General features: G+C 54.0%; 18 protein-coding genes. 8 read left to right on the top strand and 10 right to left on the bottom strand.

Going from position 1 to position 19,494, the window contains the following annotated elements; translation table 11 throughout:
* The first annotated feature begins 38 nt into the window (after positions 1–38).
* On the top strand, positions 39–1,403 hold the full coding sequence (locus Q7C21_RS14330; RefSeq protein ID WP_003852693.1) for an L-serine ammonia-lyase: 1,365 nt from the start codon (positions 39–41) through the stop codon (positions 1,401–1,403).
* A 225-nt stretch (positions 1,404–1,628) separates the two neighbouring features.
* Positions 1,629–3,191 carry an EAL domain-containing protein gene (locus Q7C21_RS14335; protein ID WP_110411356.1) on the top strand — a complete coding sequence of 521 codons (1,563 nt, stop codon included), beginning with the start codon at positions 1,629–1,631 and terminating at the stop codon, positions 3,189–3,191.
* 89 nt (positions 3,192–3,280) lie between these two features.
* On the opposite strand, the gene Q7C21_RS14340 is transcribed toward Q7C21_RS14335, so the two are convergent.
* Positions 3,281–4,861, bottom strand: coding sequence for a TerC family protein (locus Q7C21_RS14340; protein WP_003852691.1), 1,581 nt, complete (start codon positions 4,859–4,861; stop codon positions 3,281–3,283).
* Between the two features lie 509 nt (positions 4,862–5,370).
* On the opposite strand from Q7C21_RS14340, the gene manX reads away from it, so the two are divergent.
* From manX to Q7C21_RS14360, 4 genes are all read left to right on the top strand, one after another.
* A complete protein-coding gene (gene manX, locus Q7C21_RS14345) occupies positions 5,371–6,333 on the top strand; it encodes a PTS mannose transporter subunit IIAB (protein ID WP_286863359.1) in 963 nt (320 codons plus the stop codon).
* Positions 6,334–6,396: 63 nt separating this feature from the next.
* Positions 6,397–7,197 carry a PTS mannose/fructose/sorbose transporter subunit IIC gene (locus Q7C21_RS14350; protein WP_033743088.1) on the top strand — a complete coding sequence of 267 codons (801 nt, stop codon included), beginning with the start codon at positions 6,397–6,399 and terminating at the stop codon, positions 7,195–7,197.
* Positions 7,198–7,212: 15 nt separating this feature from the next.
* The gene (locus Q7C21_RS14355) at positions 7,213–8,058 is read left to right on the top strand and encodes a PTS mannose transporter subunit IID (RefSeq protein WP_003852687.1); all 846 of its coding nucleotides are present in this window, start codon (positions 7,213–7,215) and stop codon (positions 8,056–8,058) included.
* Positions 8,059–8,149: 91 nt separating this feature from the next.
* A complete protein-coding gene (locus Q7C21_RS14360) occupies positions 8,150–8,608 on the top strand; it encodes a DUF986 family protein (protein WP_003852686.1) in 459 nt (152 codons plus the stop codon).
* Here Q7C21_RS14360 and rlmA read toward each other — a convergent pair.
* From rlmA to Q7C21_RS14380, 4 genes are all read right to left on the bottom strand, one after another.
* The gene (gene rlmA, locus Q7C21_RS14365) at positions 8,605–9,414 is read right to left on the bottom strand and encodes a 23S rRNA (guanine(745)-N(1))-methyltransferase (RefSeq protein ID WP_003852685.1); all 810 of its coding nucleotides are present in this window, start codon (positions 9,412–9,414) and stop codon (positions 8,605–8,607) included. The genes Q7C21_RS14360 and rlmA overlap by 4 nt on opposite strands.
* A 137-nt stretch (positions 9,415–9,551) precedes the next feature.
* On the bottom strand, positions 9,552–9,761 hold the full coding sequence (gene cspE, locus Q7C21_RS14370) for a transcription antiterminator/RNA stability regulator CspE (protein WP_003852684.1): 210 nt from the start codon (positions 9,759–9,761) through the stop codon (positions 9,552–9,554).
* Between the two features lie 641 nt (positions 9,762–10,402).
* The gene (locus Q7C21_RS14375) at positions 10,403–11,413 is read right to left on the bottom strand and encodes an MBL fold metallo-hydrolase (protein ID WP_008925325.1); all 1,011 of its coding nucleotides are present in this window, start codon (positions 11,411–11,413) and stop codon (positions 10,403–10,405) included.
* Between the two features lie 18 nt (positions 11,414–11,431).
* Positions 11,432–11,704 (bottom strand): YebO family protein, encoded by a 273-nt coding sequence (locus tag Q7C21_RS14380; RefSeq protein WP_008925326.1) that lies wholly within the window; start codon positions 11,702–11,704, stop codon positions 11,432–11,434.
* Between the two features lie 202 nt (positions 11,705–11,906).
* On the opposite strand from Q7C21_RS14380, the gene Q7C21_RS14385 reads away from it, so the two are divergent.
* Positions 11,907–12,143 (top strand): YobH family protein, encoded by a 237-nt coding sequence (locus tag Q7C21_RS14385; protein WP_003852681.1) that lies wholly within the window; start codon positions 11,907–11,909, stop codon positions 12,141–12,143.
* Between the two features lie 30 nt (positions 12,144–12,173).
* On the opposite strand, the gene kdgR is transcribed toward Q7C21_RS14385, so the two are convergent.
* Complete coding sequence (kdgR, locus tag Q7C21_RS14390) at positions 12,174–12,965, bottom strand: DNA-binding transcriptional regulator KdgR (RefSeq protein WP_003852680.1); 792 nt, start codon at positions 12,963–12,965, stop codon at positions 12,174–12,176.
* Positions 12,966–13,152: 187 nt separating this feature from the next.
* Here kdgR and Q7C21_RS14395 point away from each other — a divergent pair, with 187 nt between their 5' ends.
* Entirely contained in the window at positions 13,153–14,523 is a 1,371-nt protein-coding gene (locus Q7C21_RS14395) for an MFS transporter (protein ID WP_008925327.1), read from the top strand.
* A gap of 352 nt (positions 14,524–14,875) precedes the next feature.
* Here the strand turns inward: Q7C21_RS14395 and htpX are convergent, their stop codons facing one another.
* The 4 genes from htpX to Q7C21_RS14415 all read right to left on the bottom strand — a co-directional run bounded on the left by htpX (position 14,876) and on the right by Q7C21_RS14415 (position 19,362).
* Entirely contained in the window at positions 14,876–15,757 is an 882-nt protein-coding gene (htpX, locus tag Q7C21_RS14400; RefSeq protein WP_003852678.1) for a protease HtpX, read from the bottom strand.
* Positions 15,758–16,001: 244 nt separating this feature from the next.
* Positions 16,002–18,041: a carboxy terminal-processing peptidase gene (gene prc / locus Q7C21_RS14405; RefSeq protein ID WP_003852677.1), complete on the bottom strand. Its 2,040-nt coding sequence runs from the start codon at positions 18,039–18,041 to the stop codon at positions 16,002–16,004.
* Between the two features lie 19 nt (positions 18,042–18,060).
* A complete protein-coding gene (gene proQ / locus Q7C21_RS14410; protein ID WP_003852676.1) occupies positions 18,061–18,765 on the bottom strand; it encodes an RNA chaperone ProQ in 705 nt (234 codons plus the stop codon).
* Between the two features lie 96 nt (positions 18,766–18,861).
* Positions 18,862–19,362: a GAF domain-containing protein gene (locus Q7C21_RS14415; protein ID WP_003852675.1), complete on the bottom strand. Its 501-nt coding sequence runs from the start codon at positions 19,360–19,362 to the stop codon at positions 18,862–18,864.
* Positions 19,363–19,494: the final 132 nt, after the last annotated feature.

Below are 19,494 nucleotides of genomic sequence, written 5' to 3' on the forward strand. Positions count from 1 at the left end.
CCCCGGCAGACTGAGAATAATTGTGAGGAGTGTCACCTGTGATTAGTGTTTTCGACATGTTCAAAGTGGGCATCGGCCCATCGAGTTCGCATACTGTCGGCCCGATGAAAGCGGGTAAGCAGTTTGTGGATTTGCTGTGCGAACAGGAAAAGCTTCAGGAGGTGACCCGAATCGCCGTAGATGTCTATGGTTCTCTGTCTCTGACCGGCAAAGGCCATCATACGGATATCGCGATCATCATGGGTCTGGCGGGTGAATCGCCCGATACCGTGGATATTGATGCGATACCCGCGTTTATTAAAGATGTCGAACAGCGTGAGCGGCTGCTGCTGGCGAAAGGCGCGCATGAAGTCGATTTTCCGCGCGAAGGCGGCATGGTGTTCCGCAGCGAGAACCTCTCGCTGCATGAAAATGGTCTGCGTCTGCTGGCGTTTGCAGGTGACCTGCTGATTCTGTCGAAGACCTATTACTCCGTTGGCGGCGGTTTCATCGTTGATGAAGAGCACTTTGGGCAGTCGGCACTGGATGAAGTGTCAGTGCCATGGCCGTTTCATTCCGCTAAAGATCTGCTGGCGCACTGCCATGAGACCGGCCTCTCCCTCTCTGGCCTGGTGATGAAAAATGAGCTGGCGCTGCACAGCCGCGATGAGATCTATGCCTATTTCACCGATATCTGGCAGACGATGCAGGCCTGTATCGATCGCGGTCTGAATACCGAAGGTGTGTTGCCCGGACCGCTGCGCGTGCCACGTCGTGCTGCCTCACTGCGTCGCCTCCTGACCTCCTCCACTAAGCACTCCAGTGACCCGATGATTGTTATCGACTGGATTAATATGTATGCACTGGCCGTCAACGAAGAGAACGCCGCAGGAGGTCGTGTCGTCACCGCACCAACAAACGGTGCCTGTGGCATCGTGCCGGCGGTGCTGGCTTATTACGATCACTTTATCGAGCCGGTAACCCCCGATATTTTTCTGCGCTATTTCCTTGCCTCCGGCGCCATTGGCGTACTGTACAAAATGAACGCATCTATTTCCGGTGCTGAAGTGGGTTGCCAGGGTGAAGTGGGTGTGGCCTGCTCCATGGCGGCGGCCGGTCTGGCCGAGTTGCTGGGCGGCAGTCCTGAGCAAGTCTGCGTGGCCGCTGAAATTGGCATGGAGCACAACCTGGGACTAACCTGTGACCCGGTTGCCGGTCAGGTTCAGGTGCCCTGCATTGAGCGCAATGCGATCGCCTCAGTTAAAGCCATTAACGCGGCGCGAATGGCACTGCGTCGTACCAGCGAACCTCGCGTCTCGCTGGATAAGGTTATTGAGACGATGTATGAAACGGGCAAAGATATGAACGCTAAATACCGCGAAACCTCACGCGGCGGTCTGGCAATTAAAGTGCAGTGTGATTGAACGAAACGTTTAAATGTTTAAATAACGTTCAACTGTAATAAAATCCGCATCCTGCGCTATCTCAGCGCAGGTTTTAACGGTAGAGTGTTTTCCGCGCAACCGTCCGGCTTTCGTCGCTTTCCAGACCCGCTTTTCTGCATTTCGGCCTCAATATTGATCTGGCCGTGCCGATACTAACCCCGTAATTTTTTGCTTTATTCTGGCTTTTTGGGAAGGTGGATACTGATGTTTATGGCCCAGCAATTTGTTGGACAATTCAGACGCAAGCGTTTGCTCATAGCATTCTCAATCGCCATCGTGGTCATGATATTGACGCTGGCCTTTCGCTATTTTGAAGAAAAGTCACGTATTGAACGTCAGGCAATGGATTTCGCCAATAAAGCGATTATGCGGTTTGACCGGATGTTTTCGCCGCTGGAAGTTTCCGCGAATAATACGCTGGGCCTCGTGGGTGTACCCTGCAACAATGTTCGTTTTCCACTCATCGAAAAAATCTCTTCTCTGCAGACGCTCCGGGCGATTCTGCTGGTGGATAACGATGTACTTTACTGCTCCAGTGTTTATGGACCCCGCGCGATTCCTTTTAGCCAGACCTGGCCCGACCTTGCCTATAATGGCGAGCGTATGACCCTCTCAACCGATGATTATCTTCTCAAAGGCTCACCGATTTTAATGTTGTGGACGCCAAAAAGCCCGGATAACCGCTCAGGCATTTTGCAGGTAATTAACATCGAAATGATGAGCAATTATCTGCTGGAGCCGCAGTTACCCTGGGTTGAACGCGCCGTGTTTAACGTTAACGGACAGAGCCTGGAGTATGGTAATCCGTTGATCGAGTCGACAGTCGCTGCAGACGATGAGGTGAGCTATGAACAAGGCTCGCTGCGCTATCCATTCACGCTTACACTCTATGGCCCCTCTCCTACCCGATCGGCGCTGGCAACGCTTCCCTCACAGCTGCCGCTGGCAGTGCTGCTGAGCCTGCTTATGGGCTATATCGTCTGGCTGGCAACCGCAAATCGCATGAGCCTGAGCTGGCAAATCAGTTATGGCATTACCGCCCGCGAGTTTATGGTTTATTGCCAGCCACTGATCAATAGCAAAAGTGGTCAGTGCGACGGTATTGAGATACTGATGCGCTGGCATAATGCCCGTCAGGGCTGGATTGCACCGGATGTTTTTATTCCGCTGGCTGAGCGCCAGAATCTGATCAAGCCGCTGACGCGCTTTGTGCTGAATGAAGTGGTGAGTCAGCTACCGCTATTGCCCACGGATCCCGCCTTCCATATCGCTATCAACGTGGCTGCCAGTCATTTCCGGGACGGCGCAATTATTGAAGATCTGCAAAAGCTGTGGTGGCCCGCCTCGCCAGTGCCGACACTGATGGTGGAGCTCACCGAGCGGGATGCACTCCCGGTGGTGGATCAATCGGTCATTACGCAGCTGCATGATATCGGCGTTCAGCTGGCGATTGATGACTTCGGCACCGGTCATAGTTCACTCTCCTATCTGAAAGACCTGCAGCCCGACGTGCTGAAAATAGACAAAATTTTCACAGCAGCTATCGGCACTGACGCCATCAACGCGACGGTAACGGATATGGTGATTTCGCTGGCCCAGCGCCTGAACATCAGTCTGGTTGCTGAGGGCGTGGAAACGGCTGTGCAGGCGGCTTATCTGCGCGAACGCGGCGTGGATCATCTGCAGGGTTACTATTTTGCCCGTCCGATGCCGCTGCAGGATTTTCCGGCGTGGCTGTTACTGCACCAGGCCGATACCCACAGATAAAAAAACAGCCGCGACGTTGAAGCAGCGGCTGTCGGGAAGATTTACCGCGGCCGGTTATGCCAGCCGCGCCTTAGCAACAACGTGAAGAATTAACCCTCTTCATCTTCGTCATGCGGTTTATCTTTGGTGACACGCACCAGATCGATGCGGTAGTCGGTCGCTTCGATGATCTGGAAGTGCAGCGGAGTGATATCAATTACATCGCCAGGCAGCGGTAACTGCCCTTTCTGCTCAATCAGCAGACCGGCCAGCGAGGCGTGGTCCTCTGTCGGATCGACCAGCTCATGGAAATCGAGCAGTTGCTGCAGCGAATGCAGATCGGTCCCGCCCTTAACTAACCAGCCATCACCGTCCGCCACAATATCAGGCGTTTCATCTTCATCCGGGAATTCACCCGCGATCGCTTCCAGCACGTCCAGTGGCGTGATCAAACCCTGGACCACACCAAACTCGTTGGTGACGATAACGAAGCTACCTTTGGCACGGCGCAGCACGCCAAGCAGGTTAATCGGATCCAGCGTCTCCGGCACCACAATGGTCGGGCTATTGGCCGCAAAGGTTGCCACATCCACGCCATGCTCCAGCGCCACCAGCAGCTCTTTAGCGCGCACTACGCCGACAATTTCGTCCAGCTCACCCCGGCAGACCGGAAACAGACTGTGGGGGGTATCAAGCAGCTGACCGCGAATCTCATCCACCGGACGATTCGCATCAACCCAGGAGATTTCACCGCGCGGCGTCATGATGCTGCGAATTGAACGTGACGCCAGGGTCAGTACGCCATTAATCATGTAACGTTCTTCATCTTTAAACGCTTCCTGCGGCATCGCTTCCGCCAGCGCAGCCTCTTCGCTGCTGCTGGTGTTGCTGTTACTGGCCATCTGGGCACGATTGCGGCCTCCCATCAGGCGCAGAATCGCCTCTGCGGTACGTTCACGCATCGGACGGTTGGACTGATGGCGGATAAAGTTTCGACGCGCAATCTGGTTAAACATCTCAATCAGAATTGAGAAGCCGATTGCCGCATAGAGATAACCTTTAGGAATATGGAAGCCGAAGCCTTCTGCTACCAGTGACAGACCGATCATTAACAGGAAGCTCAGACAGAGCACCACCACGGTCGGATGCGCGTTAACGAAGTTAGTTAACGGCTTAGACGCCAGCAGCATCACACCCATCGCAATCACCACAGCCGTCATCATCACCGGCAGGTGGTTGACCATACCTACAGCCGTAATCACAGCATCCAGCGAGAAGACCGCATCCAGCACCACAATCTGCGTCACGACTGCCCAGAAACTGGCATATCCCCGATTACCTGATCCGTCGAGCTGCCGGTTCTCCAGCCTCTCGTGCAACTCCATCGTCGCCTTAAATAACAGGAACAGACCACCCGCCAGCAGAATTAAATCACGACCCGCAAAGCTGAAACCGCCTACGCTGAAAAGAGGTGTTGTCAGCGTCACCATCCAGGAAATCAGTGACAGCAGGCCCAGACGCATAATCAGTGCCAGCGACAGGCCAATCAAACGGGCCTTGTCACGCTGCTTTGGCGGCAGTTTGTCGGCCAGAATGGCAATAAACACCAGGTTATCGATGCCGAGTACGATTTCCAGCACGATGAGCGTCAGTAAACCCGCCCAGATTGAGGGGTCGAATAAAAATTCCATTATTTATGACTCCAGAACAGGGAACAGATTGAGCCGGTGCGTATCAGCGCAGTGAAACGTGACATCCGGATGGTCGGTAAAGCGTTGAAAACGCCGCGAGGCGAAGGGTGACGCGCCAGCAGGCGCAAAGAACAGGTTAAGCGACGTCGGTGACGATCCATAAAGGTGGGCTGAAGCCCGTTACTCCTGAGTATTAAACAGAACGTTAATGTATCAGGTCGGTGATTTGCGTCAAAAAATTTTCTTATTTTTACAATCTGCAGAGCGGATGATCGGGCGCATAAAAAGGGTGACTCGCCTCTTCACAGGGTGAATAGCTGACAGACATCACATAATTTATTTTTTCGATCACTAAAATAAATCGCGACTTTATCGCCTTAACGTCATTAACCCATGTTTTTTCGACGCTAAACCGATTAATCGAATCACCCGGTTAAAACAATAACCAAAGCATGACTCAATACAGTTCATTGACTCAGATGAGCATCTCTAGCGAACGGAGGTAGCACGTGACCATTGCGATTGTAATTGGTACACACGGCTGGGCAGCGGAACAACTGCTGAAAACAGCAGAAATGCTGTTGGGCGAGCAGGACAATGTCGGCTGGATAGATTTTGTCCCTGGTGAAAATGCAGAAACGCTGATTGAAAAATATAATGCACGACTGGCAGAACTGGATACCAGCAAAGGGGTCCTGTTTTTAGTCGATACCTGGGGTGGCAGCCCGTTTAATGCGGCCAGCCGTATCGTCGTCGATAAGCCCCAGTATGAGGTCATCGCCGGGGTCAATATCCCGATGCTGGTCGAAACCCTGATGGCGCGCGATGACGATCCCGGATTTGACGAACTGGTCGCCGTCGCGGTCGAAACTGGCCGTGAAGGGGTTAAAGCCCTGAAAGCCAAAGAAGAAGCACCGGCACCGGCTGCGGTAAAACCGGCCGTTGCAGCGCAACCGGCTAAACCGATGGCACCTGGCGATCACATGAAAATCGGACTGACGCGCATAGATGACCGTCTGATTCATGGACAGGTCGCGACACGCTGGACGAAAGAGACCAACGTTCAACGCATTATCGTGGTCAGTGATGAAGTGGCCAACGACCACGTGCGTAAAACCCTGCTGACGCAGGTCGCCCCGCCCGGCGTGACAGCCCATGTGGTGGATGTCGATAAAATGGTGCGGGTGTGGAATAACCCGAAGTATGGTCAGGATCGCGTGATGCTGCTGTTTACCAATCCCACCGATGTTCTGCGCGTCGTGGAACAGGGTGTGGATATTAAAACGGTGAACATCGGCGGGATGGCATTTCGCCAGGGAAAAACCCAGGTGAATAATGCAATCTCGGTTGATGAAAAAGATATTGCCGCCTTCCGAAAACTCAACGAACGCAATATTGAACTGGAAGTGCGTAAAGTTTCCAGTGACCAGAAACTGAAAATGATGGATCTGATTGCGAAAGTTAACGCGTAACAGAAGCACTTCTGCGCCTGCGTTTCCGGGCTCGTCGTTATCCTGCTGAGGACAAGAAGTATGATGGAAATAACCTCGCTACAAATTATTTTAATTTTTATTGTCGCCTGCATTGCCGGTATGGGGTCGATTCTGGATGAGTTTCAGTTTCACCGACCGCTGGTGGCCTGTACTCTGATTGGTATCGTGCTGGGTGATATGAAAACCGGCATTATCATCGGTGGTACGCTGGAGATGATTGCACTGGGCTGGATGAACATCGGTGCCGCCGTGGCCCCTGATGCCGCCCTCGCCTCCATTATCTCGACCATCCTGGTGATCGCCGGCGGTCAGAGTGTGGGTGCCGGTATCGCGCTGGCCATTCCGCTGGCGGCGGCCGGACAGGTGCTGACCATTATCGTGCGTACCCTGACTGTGGCCTTCCAGCACGCAGCTGATAAAGCCGCCGAAAAAGGTAACCTCACGGCCATCTCCTGGATCCATGTCTCTGCCCTGTTGTTGCAGGCGATGCGTATCGCTATTCCGGCGCTGATTGTGGCGATTTCGGTCGGCACCAGTGCGGTTCACGCCCTGCTCAGTTCTATCCCTGAAGTCGTCACCAACGGTCTGAATATCGCGGGTGGCATGATTGTGGTCGTCGGTTACGCGATGGTCATCAACATGATGCGCGCAGGCTACCTGATGCCGTTCTTCTATCTCGGCTTCGTCACCGCGGCGTTTACCAACTTTAACCTGGTGGCGCTGGGCGTGATTGGCGTGGTCATGGCCGTGCTCTACATCCAGCTCAGCCCGAAATACAACCGTGTAGCAGGCGCACCCAATGGTGCAGCAACCGCAAACGATCTTGATAACGAACTCGATTAAGGAACAGGTGAGCACATGGTTGATATTACGAAAGTCGAAAAGAAACTGACAGCCGGAGATGTTCGCGCCGTCTTTATGCGCTCGAACCTGTTCCAGGGCTCATGGAACTTTGAACGTATGCAGGCGCTGGGCTTCTGCTTCTCTATGGTGCCGGTGATCCGCCGTCTCTATCCGGAGAACAATGATGAGCGTAAGCAGGCAATAAAGCGTCATCTGGAGTTCTTTAACACCCATCCTTATGTGGCCGCGCCGGTACTGGGCGTCACCATGGCGATGGAAGAGCAGCGTGCCAACGGCGCACCCATCGACGATGCGGCGATTAACGGCCTGAAAGTCGGCCTGATGGGACCGCTGGCCGGTGTCGGCGACCCGATCTTCTGGGGCACGGTACGTCCGGTGTTTGCCGCGCTGGGTGCCGGTATCGCAATGAGCGGCAGTCTGCTGGGGCCGTTGCTGTTCTTTGTGCTGTTTAACCTGGCGCGTCTGCTAACCCGCTACTACGGCGTGGCGTATGGCTATCGTAAAGGAATCGACATTGTCAGCGACATGGGCGGCGGTTTTCTGCAGAAGCTCACGGAGGGCGCCTCGATTCTGGGCCTGTTTGTCATGGGGGCGCTGGTCAACAAGTGGACGCACGTTAACATCCCGCTGGTCGTCTCGCGCATCACCGACTCCACTGGTAAAACCACCGTCACCACGGTTCAGTCGATCCTTGATCAACTGATGCCGGGCGTGGTGCCGCTGCTGCTGACCTTTGGCTGTATGTGGCTGTTGCGTCGTAAAGTGAACGCGCTGTGGATTATCGTCGGCTTCTTCGCCATCGGTATCTTTGGTTACTGGATCGGCCTGCTCGGTCTGTAATTTCACCCGGCCGGGAGCCTGCGCTCCCGGCTTTTAAGCGTGGTGAGCTGAGCCACAACCGGCTGAGCTCACCCTGTTTGAGGTAGATGTGATGTCTTTAACTGACGCGTTGATTGCGTGTTGTATCGCCGCCCTGATGGGGTTTGCCGTTTACCATGAGGCGATTCTGCCGCGTCGGCATGGCCCCACCCGCTTAAGGGTCACGCTGCGCAGGCAGCATAAACTCGACAGCCTGATTTTTATCGGTCTGCTGCTGATTTTGCTGTGGAACAACGTCAGTCATCACGGCCCGCAGCTCACCACCTCTCTGCTGATGATGCTGAGTTTTCTGGCGTTCTGGCTCTTCTGGCTGCGAAAACCTACGCTACTGATGAAGAATGATGGATTGTTTTACGCCGGTGTCTGGATCGATTACCGGCGGATTCAGGGGATGAATCTCTCTGAGGATGGCATTCTGGTGATTCAGCTTGAACAGCGTCGACTGCTGATCGCGGTGCAGCAACTCGACGATCTGGAGCGCATCTATAACACCCTGGTAGAAGCGCGTTAGTCGCGCTGCCACATCGTCAGGCTAAAGTCGGCATCGCAGCTGAACTGCTCGCTCTGCTGCAGCGTTTGCCAGACCTCCTCCCGCGCCCGCCAGGCGAATGGCGTCATCTGCAACAGGGTTGTCGCCGCTGCGCCGGTTAATGCCATCGGGTAACGCAGCGCCTGCTGTGTCACCTGCGTGAATCCGGGGTACGCTTTCTGCTCCGGCACATGCAACTGCACTTCGCGGTAAATCAGCGCTTTAAACTGTTGCAGATGATGCGGGCCAGGTGTGACCGTCAATACCAGGCCACCCGGCTTCAGCACGCGTGCCAGTTCTGCTTCATTGCAGGGGGCGTAGATGCGTACCACCGCATCCAGGGCCTGATCGGCAAAGGGTAAGCGCTGGCTGGAGGCGACGCAGAAGCGCACCGCAGGATAGCGCTTTGCCGCCAGACGGATTGCCATTCGGGCAACATCCAGCCCATAAATCTGTGCCTCTCCGCCTGCCGCCTCAGCCAGTGCGGCGGTGTAGTAGCCTTCGCCACAGCCTATATCAAGAATTTTGCACGCCGGCTGGGTCAGTGCCGGGCTGAGCAGGCTGACCACCTGATCACGAAGCGGTTGGTAGTAGCCTGCCTCAAGAAACGTCCGCCGTGCCTGCATCATCTCTGCACTGTCACCTGGCTCCCGTGAGCGTTTGTGCTGAACGGGCAGCAAATTGACGTAGCCTTCTTTCGCCTGATCAAACTGATGGCGATTTTCACAGCACCAGCTGCGGTTTGTGAAGGTCAGAGGTGAGTGGCAAAGAGGGCAAATCAGGGACATAAGGTGCTCCGGCATCAGATAACGCGGCGCAGTGTAACCTTATCGTTTACGCATCGGAAGCATAAAGAAAGCCCCGGCTGAGAAGCCAGGGCTTTGAGATTCCGTGTCAGGGTGCGACGCACCGAGGCGGAGTCGAATCAGATAGCAGTTACGTTAACTGCTGCCGGGCCTTTCTGGCCGTCCTGAATTTCGAACTCAACGCTCTGGCCTTCAGCCAGGGTTTTGAAACCATTGCCCTGGATAGCAGAGAAGTGTACGAACACATCTTTGCTGCCGTCAGCAGGGGTGATAAAACCAAAACCTTTAGACTCGTTGAACCACTTAACCTGACCTTTAATCTTTGCCATTTTGCAAATTCCTTTAGATGTTTATTTAGCCCGAAGGCTGTCATACAGAAAAACCAGAGACATTACTGCATGAGGCACTAATTAAGGTTCGGCAAGGAAGCGGTATTCAACGTCAACGTCTTTACTCGTACTTCTTTACTGAAGATGCCATGCATAAACAGAACTGTACCTCGTTTAACTCAGGAATTGTTATCACATATCCTAAAAATAATGGCAAGCCATTTTTAGGGGCTCAGAGAGCCTGTGCACATAATTGCCAAAAGGCTCACATTGCCTGTCAGGTGGGTTTACGCATGTCTGCACGAATAAGGCCCCTGCCCGGCCAGCGCGGTGCCACGTTGCGGCTGCCAGTATGAATTCGATGGATACCATAAGAAATTAATATTTCACAAATATGGCAATTGCAGAATGATAAAGCGAAGCGGTAACGGTTGAAGATATCAGAAATCTGACGTCAATCCTGTACACCGCTGTTTATTTTTGTACAAACAACATTTTTTTGCACCAAAACCATGAGTAACACATTAGCCTTGCGTCAAATAAAAGCATCGAAGACAATTTTTCTTATTAATAATTTAACTTTCGATTTGAAAAATTGATATCAGATAAAAAAGTACTGGCTTTTATTTATCCATCAGGGTTTAGGATAATTCCTGGGCGTCATTATTCAGCCTTCGGCTTTCACCTATTCGCCAGGGCGTGAAGCCGTCGTTTCGCTCGTTTGCCCGCAGCAGCGCATCTGCCAGTTCTTTTGGTGGCGCATCCAGTGACTCATCGGCCAGTTCGTACACACCCCAGTGGATCGGCAGCGTTAACGGCCTGCCGGCTGCCTGCCACAGCGCCACCGCCTGATCGGGATTCATATGCTGGCTTGCCATGAACCATTCAGGTGCATAGGCGCCAATCGGCAAAGCGGCCAGGTTGAACGGCCCCAGTCTGCCTGGAATGTCCAGCAGGCTGTCGCTATAACCGCTGTCGCCCGAAAACCAGAAACGTACGGAGGCAGACCGCACAACCCAGCCGCACCAGAGCGAACGGTTTCGATCGCGTAGCGTTCTCATGCTCCAGTGACGTGCCGGAACGGCATCAAAACAGAGGCCATTGACCGCAGTCTGCTGCCACCAGTCGAGCTGATGCACCTGTTTCACGCCCCGCGCCCTGCACCACTTAGCCAGACCCAGCGGCACAATAAAGGTTGCCTGAGGGAAACGCCGGACAATAGCTTTAACGGTCGTCCGATCAAGATGATCGTAATGGTTATGAGAAATCAGCACCACATCCAGACGCGGCAGATCAGCGATACTGAGCGGCGCAGGTGTTTTTCGCTGTGGTCCGGCAAATGAGAACGGCGAAGCGCGTGAGCCGAGTGCAGGATCGATCAGGATATATTGCTCGTTCAGCCGCAACAGCACGGCAGCATGCCCCAGCCACCAGATGCGATCGTCACTGCCGCGGATGTCGGCTGGCTGCCACCATTGATCGGTGAACGCCGCATAGCCCTGCTGTGGAGGATGCGGCAGCCCCTGAGCCTTACGCTCTCTGCGCCAGCGCTGCAGATCGCCTGGCTGGCGCTGCTCCGGTTCTGGACTACAGAACCCCTCGGGCGTATGGTGCGCTTTACTGCTGTCATACCACGGATTTTTCCAGGCCATCCTGCCTCTCTGCTGTGATTAACGTTCCGGAATTAACCGGATAAAGTCCCGTTTCTCCGCATCTTCATCGGTTTTTTTGACCTCGGAGACGGGCTGCATCTCAATCAGACGGCGCAGCAACTGGTTCTGTTTCTTCTGCTCTTCCAGCAACGACGCCAGTAAGTGAATTTGCTCTCCGGCGCGAACGCTGGCCCGGTTAACAAAGAACCAGGCAATAAACGCCACAATTAAAATAATGACCATCAGGCCATAACTGACCAGCGGTCCCGGATTTGCGGCTAACTCATTCATAACTGCCTCATAAAACAAAGTGAAAACGCCAACCCCCTATTCTACCTTTAGCCATCACAAAAGATAATGGGGATCACGTCAATGCAGATTTTGCCGTTTCAGTTATCTCTGATCGATCCTGCCTGAAAACCGAGGCATGCTGATATCATCATAACCGGCAGCACCAGGTTGTGCGCTGAGTTATCTTTCACAAGGAGACATAATGAAACTGTTGATTCGCACGATAGGCTTGCTAGCGGTGATCTGGCTGGCGATGCTGTTTACCGGCTATGGCGTATTAACCGGCAGCACTAAAAATGCAGCCGGACTTGGCCTGCAATGCAGTTATCTGACCGCTCGCGGCGTGATCAGCGCGCAGTATCTGCACACTGACAGTGGTGTAGTGGGCGTAACGGATTGCCCGTTGCTGAAGAAAAGCGGAGAAGTGATCGATAACTAGTAGAATGGCGGGCCGGATGGCCCGCTGTTTTCAGAACGGGTAGTCGTGATAGCCCATCTCTGATGAAAGCGTGCGCGCCGCACGATGCAGCATGGCCACGTAATCCTGACGGGCATCTTCTGAAAAACGAATGGTGGGAAAAGAGATACTGAGTCCCGCAATCACCACGCCAAATCGGTCGAATACCGGCACGGCGAGGCAGCGCAATCCCTCTTCCTGTTCTTCATTATCCTCACCATAACCCTGCGCTCTGACCTGATCCAGCGTCGTAATCAACGCCTCCGCGCTTAACAGCGTATTGGCCGTGCTACGTTTAAACTCCACATCCCGTAGAATCTCCTCCACTTCGCTTCGGTCGCGCCAGGCCAGCAGCACTTTACCGATCGCAGTGGTATGCAGCGGATTACGACGACCAATGCGTGAATACATACGCAGGTTATAGAGCGAGTCGATTTTGTGGATGTAGACAATACTGTCCTCTTCCAGCGCGCCCAGATGAATCGTCTCTTTGGTCAGACGCGACAACTCACGCATCTGCACATCCGCGCTGCGGATTAAATCAACGTTCTGTAATGCTTTTGCACCCAGCTCAAACAGCTTCAGCGTCAGTGAGTACTTCTCGCTCTCGCCTTCCTGCGTGACATAGCCCAGCGACTTCATGGTCTGCAGAAAACGGTAGACGGTGCTTTTTGACATCATGACGCGCTGCGCGAGCTCAGTAATACCATGATCGCGCTCTTCGCCCAGCGCCTGCAAAATGCCAAACACTTTAAGAACAGAAGAGACCGAATCAGGCTGTTTATCATTTTCACCAATGGACATCGCGCACCTTATTAAACCTGTTTCAAAAAAAATGGAACGGATAGTCAGTATAGAGTGAGGCGCAGCATGGCAGCAATGCTTTAACCCATGCGTCATATTTTAAGACAGTTTTTTATCCGTTCGATCGCTGCATTTCAGCGTTAATTTCATTAGCATGATGATATTCATCCTCTTTAGTAATTAACTTATGACTCTTTCTCCTCCGCAGGATGGATTACCAGGCCGTCAGCGCTATATGGCTATTGCCACAATCGCTATCGGGCTGACCATGGCGGTGCTGGATGGCGCGATTGCCAACGTCGCCCTGCCGACCATTTCGCGTGAACTCAATGCAAGCCCGGCGCAGTCAATCTGGATAGTGAATGCCTATCAGATTGCGATTATCGTCTCGCTGCTGTCGCTCTCGTTTCTGGGCGATATGCTGGGCTATCGGCGCGTCTACCAGGCCGGCCTGGCGCTGTTTATTGCCACCTCGCTGTTCTGCGCCTTCTCGACCACGCTAACCATGCTGACCTTTGCCCGCGTGCTGCAGGGGTTAGGTGGCGCCGCGCTGATGAGTGTGAACACTGCGTTGATACGCATTATTTATCCCCAGCGCTATCTGGGACGCGGCATGGCAATTAACTCGCTGGTGGTGGCGGTGTCGACCGCGGCAGGCCCGACAGTAGCGGCTGCGATTCTGTCAGTGGCGAGCTGGAAATGGCTGTTTCTGATTAACGTCCCGCTGGGTGCTATTGCATTGTGGCTGGCGCTGCGCACACTGCCCGATAATCCGCAAAAAGCCACCGCACAGAAATTTGATGTGCCCAGCGCGATCATGAATGCCCTGTTCTTTGGTCTGATCATCTCCGCATTGAGCGGTTTTGCGCAGGGTCAGAGTCATCTGCTGGTGCTGTCGGAGGTCGTTGTTCTGTTGGTGACAGGCTGGTTCTTTATTCGTCGTCAGTTAAACATGGCGGTGCCGCTGCTGCCGGTTGATCTGTTGCGTATCCCCATTTTCAGCCTGTCGATGGGCACGTCGGTCTGCTCCTTCTGCGCGCAGATGCTGGCGATGGTCTCACTGCCCTTCTTCCTGCAAAACGTCCTGCAGCGTGATGAGGTGGCAACCGGTTTACTTCTGACGCCCTGGCCGCTGGCGACCATGGTGTTTGCGCCAATAGCCGGCCGGCTGATTGAGCGGGTGCATGCCGGGCTGCTGGGAGGAATCGGGCTGGCGATGTTCGCCCTGGGGCTGTTCCTGCTCGCCTGGCTGCCAGCAAACCCTGGCGATGGTGATATTATCTGGCGCATGATGCTGTGCGGTGCCGGTTTTGGGCTGTTCCAGTCACCTAACAACCACACAATTGTCACCTCTGCTCCACGTAACCGCAGCGGCGCTGCCAGCGGCATGCTGGGTACCGCGCGCCTGCTGGGTCAGAGTATGGGTGCTGCGCTGGTTGCGCTGATGTTTAATCTGTTTGATGAGCGTGGCACGCACGTTTCGCTGCTGCTGGCGGGCAGCTTTGCCGCCGTGGCGGCGCTGGTGAGCGTGTCGCGCATGACGCAGACCCGCGCCTGATGGCAGCGAAAAAGCGAACGCCTTACAGCATGTGAACCGATTCGCTGTAAGGCCGGGTCTGCACAGGGAACCCTGACAAATCAAAAAGACGACTGTCATCCCAGACGGTCGTCCTGCACGATTACGCACCTCATCCCTGATGTGCGCCCATAAACGGGCCAACGCTTTGCGTTGTTTAAAAACGCTCCCGGCGTTTTTGTACAGGCGTCGGGACGTTATCCTCCTCTCTCTGGGTTCCCTGCTCTTTGAGCTAAGATACTGGAGCTAAGATATTGCTGTCTGATTCAATCTGATGCTGATTTCTAAAACAGAAAAGGCGACCCGCGGGTCGCCTTATTTGCTCGGCTTAGTGCTACTTCAGATACTGACCGCTGCGCAGTGCTTCAATACGCTTATCTAACGGCGGATGCGACATAAACAGCTCACTGAATGATTTGCCTTTGCCGTTGATGCAGAACGCCATCATGCTGCTCGGCTCCTGCGGTTCATAGCTGGTTTTCAGACGCTGTAACGCCGCAATCATCTTCTCACGACCAACCAGCTTCGCTGAACCGGCATCGGCATGGAACTCACGGTGACGGGAGAACCACATGGTAATGATGCTGGCGAGAATACCAAACACCAGTTCCAGCACCATCGACACCGCAAAGTAGACCAGCGGATTGCCGTTGCTGCTCTCCTCACCATCACGGTTGCCGGACATAAAGCCTGCCGCGATCTGCGCCAGAATGCGTGAAACGAAAATCACAAAGGTGTTCACCACGCCCTGGATTAGCGTCATGGTGATCATGTCGCCATTAGCGATGTGCGACACTTCGTGTGCCAGTACCGCTTCCGCTTCATCACGGCTCATGTTTTGCAGCAGACCGGTTGAGACAGCAACCAGTGAGGCGTTACGTCGTGCGCCGGTCGCAAAGGCGTTGATGTCAGGTGCGTGATAGATTGCGACCTGTGGCATCGCAATGCCCGCCTGCTGGGCCTGACGGCCAATAGTATCCACCAGCCAGCGCTCGGTTTCGTTGCGTGGCTGTTCAATCACTTCACCGCCAACCGATCGCAGCGCCATCCACTTCGACATCAGCAGTGAAACAAACGCACCGCCGAAGCCAAACAGGCCTGCCATGATCATCAGGCCCTGAACACTGCTTGACTGGATCCCTGTCAGGCTGAGAATCAGCCCGAATACCAACATCACAGCCAGGTTGGTCATCAGGAAAAGAGCAATACGCATCATTTTTGTTAATCTTCCTCAGTAGTTCACGCGCCTATACGCGGATCCATATCCTATGGGCATTGGGCTGCTTTTCAAGCAACCTTAACGTTTAAGTGCCTAAAAAGACATAACTTTACATTCTGACACGCCTGATGAGCAACCCAGCCTGCAGGCGGCTTCTCGCGCGCTAATCATTGGTTAATGGGAACTTTTACGGACGCAAAAAAAAGCACCGCTTAGCGGTGCTTTTTCTGGCAACAGCGGCTTATTTCGCCGCGGGTGCGTCTGGCTGGGATTTCTCCAGCTGGGCAAGATCATTTGCGATCTTCACCGTCTCGTCGAGATACGGATCCGGTTCTTTATAATCTTTCGGCAGCTCATCCAGGTTTTTCAGCGGTTTTTTGCCTTCTGCCTGATAGCGCGCGTTGATGCGCTCCAGTCGTGATGCATCATCTTCGTGGTTCTCTTTCTCGCGCTGAGCAAGATTAAGTGACACGATATTGCGCTTATCTTTCAGGGCATTGTAACGGGCAATGTCCTTCATGATGTACTGAAACTCGCGATCCTGTGCGATGCGATCAGCATGCTGCTTCGTCAGCTGCGCAACCAGCGGTTTAACATCACCGGTTTTGGTGTAGGTTGCCGCTTTGATGCTGTCCCACGGCAGTGCGTTATCCTCAAATTTCTCACCGGTTTCAGCCGCTTCTACGCCGGTTGGCATCAGCAGATCCGGCGTGACGCCTTTGCGCTGTGTACTGCCGCCGTTAATGCGATAGAACTTCTGGATGGTATAAGAAACGGAGCCTAACGCTGGCCACTCCGGACGCAGCATCTGATCATAGATGCGGTTCAGAGAGCGATACTGCTGAACGGTGCCTTTACCAAAGGTTGGCTCGCCAACAATCACTGCACGACCATAATCCTGCATCGCGGCAGCGAAGATCTCAGAGGCTGAGGCGCTGAAGCGATCGACCAGCACCACCAGCGGACCTTTATAGTAAACAACGCCGTCGTTATCGCTGTCTTCGCGCACCCGACCATTGTTGTCGCGAACCTGCACCACCGGACCACTCGGAATAAACAGGCCGGAAAGGGATACCGCTTCGGTCAGCGCTCCGCCGCCGTTGGTACGCAGGTCGATGACCACGCTGTCGACGTTCTGTTTCTGCAATTTCTGCAGCTGGACCTTCACGTCGTCGGTCAGACCGACATAGAAGCCAGGAATATCGAGCACGCCGACTTTCTGCTTGCCGACATTTTTAATGGTCAACTTCACCGCACGGTCTTCCAGACGGATTTTCTCACGCGTCAGCGTGACAGTACGGGTTTTCGTGCCCTTACCGGCTGGCAGAACTTCCAGGCGCACTTTGCTGCCTTTAGGCCCTTTGATTTTTGCAACAACATCATCAAGACGCCAGCCGATAACATCTTCCATTGGCTTGCCTGGCTGCCCGACACCCACAATGCGATCGCCAACGGTAATGGCTTTGCTTTTCGCTGCCGGACCGCCTGCCACCATTGAGTTGATCACGGTGTAGTCGTCATCCATCTGCAGAACCGCACCGATGCCTTCCAGAGAGAGGCTCATCTCCGTGTTGAACTGCTCGGTGTTACGCGGCGACAGATAGCTGGTGTGGGGATCGATTTCGCGGGCGAAAGCGTTCATCACCAGCTGGAAAACATCTTCACCGTTGCTCTGGGCCAGACGGCGGATCGCGAAGTTGTAACGCTTAGTCAGAACGTCGCGAATCTCATTGTCATCTTTACCGGCCAGCTTCAGGCTCAGCTGGTCATATTTAACCTTGGCATCCCAGAGCGCGTTTAGTTCAGCCTCATTTTTCGGCCATGGCGCTTTGGCGCGGTCAATGTCGATAGTGTCATTGCCGCTGAAATTCATCGGACGCGCCAGCACCGTCAGCGCATACTGATAGCGCTCAAAACGGCGCTTCTGCGCCAGATTATAAATATCGTAAAAAAGATCCAGCTTGCCACTGCGGAGCTCATCGCCCACGGTGGTTTTTTTGCTGGCAAACTGCGCCACATCCGATGCCAGCAGCACATTGTGGCTGTAGTCGAGCATGTTCAGATAGCGATCAAAAATTTTCGCTGAAAAGTTCTGATCCAGATCGAACTGGCGATAGTGGGAACGGGTAAAGCGCGACGTGACGCGCTCACTGACAGTGGGATCCTGCGGGTCTTCGTGAAGCTGGGGAATCTGGTCGGCGCGCGTAATGTTCTCTGCGCCGAAGGATGGGCCTGCTAATAGCAGGCCCGCAATAAGTCCAACTTTAAAAAGGGTGTTCATGCCGGGGTTAGCCTCCGTTTCAGAACTGCAAGTGTTCTGCGCGCACAATCATTGCCATGCCGGAAGCGAGCTGGACCCGAACGCCGTCTTTTGATACTTCAAGAACGGTAGCGTCCATCGCACTTTTGCCTGCTTTAACTTTAATACTCTGGCCGGGTTGCAAAGTTGAGGTATCAGTGATGGGTCGGGCTTCCTGCTCCGGACGTGGGGCTGGCTTGCGATGCTGTGAAGCGGTCGCACGCGGTGCTGCAGTGGTCTGCGGACGCGGTTTACGCGCAGCGTCACCTTCTGCAGGCTTACGAGCCGCGGGCTTGCGTGGACGACGCGGTGCTGCGCCCTCTTCGCTTTCACCGGCTTCACGACGTGCAGCGCGCTGCTGGTCACGCTGCGCCTGGACGCGGGCTTTCGCTTCTTCCAGCTGCTTGCGTGCATGCTCTACGTGTTGCTCATCCAGCACGCCACAGGCGTTGCCGTCGAGATCGACACGGATAGCACCGGCTTTAATGCCGTACAGATAACGCCAGCTTGACGTATAAAGACGCAGCGCGGAACGCAGCTGTGTTTTGCTCAGACCCATTTCGCCCTGAACACGCTCGACCAGATCCTGAAAGATACCGATTTTGAGCGGACGCGCTTCACCTTCAGCGCTAAAGCAGTGCGGAAAGCGCTCCGCCAGAAAAGTGATGACTTCTTTACTGCTATTCAACTTAGGTTGATTTTCCATGAAATTTCCTGATTACAACGGGTTTGCCGACCAGCGCAGGCATGAACAGGCGACATTATAATGACAACATCGCTAAATGCCATGTGATCCAGTCGATTAGCTGCGCGTCAGCTGCAGATATTTTTCTAAGTCGCTGTTCGCAAGCACTTCACAAAGCCCATCAGTCAGTGTGACCAGCCCCGATTCGTCTTCGCTGTCAAAGCGATTGTATGTCACGCTGTCGATGTCCAGCACGCCAACCACCGTGCCATTCACTTTCAGAGGAATCACAATCTCAGCATTGCTGGCAGCGTCACAGGCAATGTGGCCCGGGAAGGCATGCACATCGTCAACGCGTTGCACTTTTTCTTCTGCCAGCGCCGTGCCACACACACCTTTACCGACCGGAATGCGCACACAGGCAATTTTGCCCTGGAAAGGACCCAGCACCAGCGTATCGGCTTCCGTCAGCAGGTAGAAACCCGCCCAGTTCACGCCATCGAGACGTTCATACAGCAGCGCGCTGAAGTTTCCCATCGCGGCGAGGAACGCCGTTTCTCCCGCCAGTAAGGCGCGCATATCGCGATTCAAATCGGCGTAAAAGGCAGTTTTGTTCATTATCCAACCGTTACCAATGACATCTGTACAGGAGATACAGACCGTTCGTTAAAAATAAGTTTTAAATATCCAGAGCCACAAGGTGAATCATAGCGTTAGTTGCTATACCCTTAGCATTCTGTGGATCGAAGC

Origin of the sequence: Pantoea sp. ANP04, assembly GCF_041982285.1 — a bacterium.
Taxonomy (GTDB): Bacteria; Pseudomonadota; Gammaproteobacteria; order Enterobacterales; family Enterobacteriaceae; genus Pantoea; species Pantoea eucalypti.

What these genes read in the sequence shown, in the direction of transcription:
- prc (WP_003852677.1), bottom strand. Translation starts at nt 18,041, where the DNA reads ATGAACACCCTTTTTAAAGTTGGACTTATTGCGGGCCTGCTATTAGCA.
- Q7C21_RS14340 (WP_003852691.1), bottom strand. Translation starts at nt 4,861, where the DNA reads ATGGAATTTTTATTCGACCCCTCAATCTGGGCGGGTTTACTGACGCTC.
- Q7C21_RS14415 (WP_003852675.1), bottom strand. Translation starts at nt 19,362, where the DNA reads ATGAACAAAACTGCCTTTTACGCCGATTTGAATCGCGATATGCGCGCC.
- Q7C21_RS14380 (WP_008925326.1), bottom strand. Translation starts at nt 11,704, where the DNA reads ATGAATGAGTTAGCCGCAAATCCGGGACCGCTGGTCAGTTATGGCCTG.
- rlmA (WP_003852685.1), bottom strand. Translation starts at nt 9,414, where the DNA reads ATGTCCCTGATTTGCCCTCTTTGCCACTCACCTCTGACCTTCACAAAC.
- Q7C21_RS14350 (WP_033743088.1), top strand. Translation starts at nt 6,397, where the DNA reads ATGGAAATAACCTCGCTACAAATTATTTTAATTTTTATTGTCGCCTGC.
- Q7C21_RS14385 (WP_003852681.1), top strand. Translation starts at nt 11,907, where the DNA reads ATGAAACTGTTGATTCGCACGATAGGCTTGCTAGCGGTGATCTGGCTG.
- Q7C21_RS14335 (WP_110411356.1), top strand. Translation starts at nt 1,629, where the DNA reads ATGTTTATGGCCCAGCAATTTGTTGGACAATTCAGACGCAAGCGTTTG.
- kdgR (WP_003852680.1), bottom strand. Translation starts at nt 12,965, where the DNA reads ATGTCCATTGGTGAAAATGATAAACAGCCTGATTCGGTCTCTTCTGTT.
- Q7C21_RS14355 (WP_003852687.1), top strand. Translation starts at nt 7,213, where the DNA reads ATGGTTGATATTACGAAAGTCGAAAAGAAACTGACAGCCGGAGATGTT.
- cspE (WP_003852684.1), bottom strand. Translation starts at nt 9,761, where the DNA reads ATGGCAAAGATTAAAGGTCAGGTTAAGTGGTTCAACGAGTCTAAAGGT.
- Q7C21_RS14395 (WP_008925327.1), top strand. Translation starts at nt 13,153, where the DNA reads ATGACTCTTTCTCCTCCGCAGGATGGATTACCAGGCCGTCAGCGCTAT.
- Q7C21_RS14375 (WP_008925325.1), bottom strand. Translation starts at nt 11,413, where the DNA reads ATGGCCTGGAAAAATCCGTGGTATGACAGCAGTAAAGCGCACCATACG.
- proQ (WP_003852676.1), bottom strand. Translation starts at nt 18,765, where the DNA reads ATGGAAAATCAACCTAAGTTGAATAGCAGTAAAGAAGTCATCACTTTT.
- htpX (WP_003852678.1), bottom strand. Translation starts at nt 15,757, where the DNA reads ATGATGCGTATTGCTCTTTTCCTGATGACCAACCTGGCTGTGATGTTG.
- Q7C21_RS14360 (WP_003852686.1), top strand. Translation starts at nt 8,150, where the DNA reads ATGTCTTTAACTGACGCGTTGATTGCGTGTTGTATCGCCGCCCTGATG.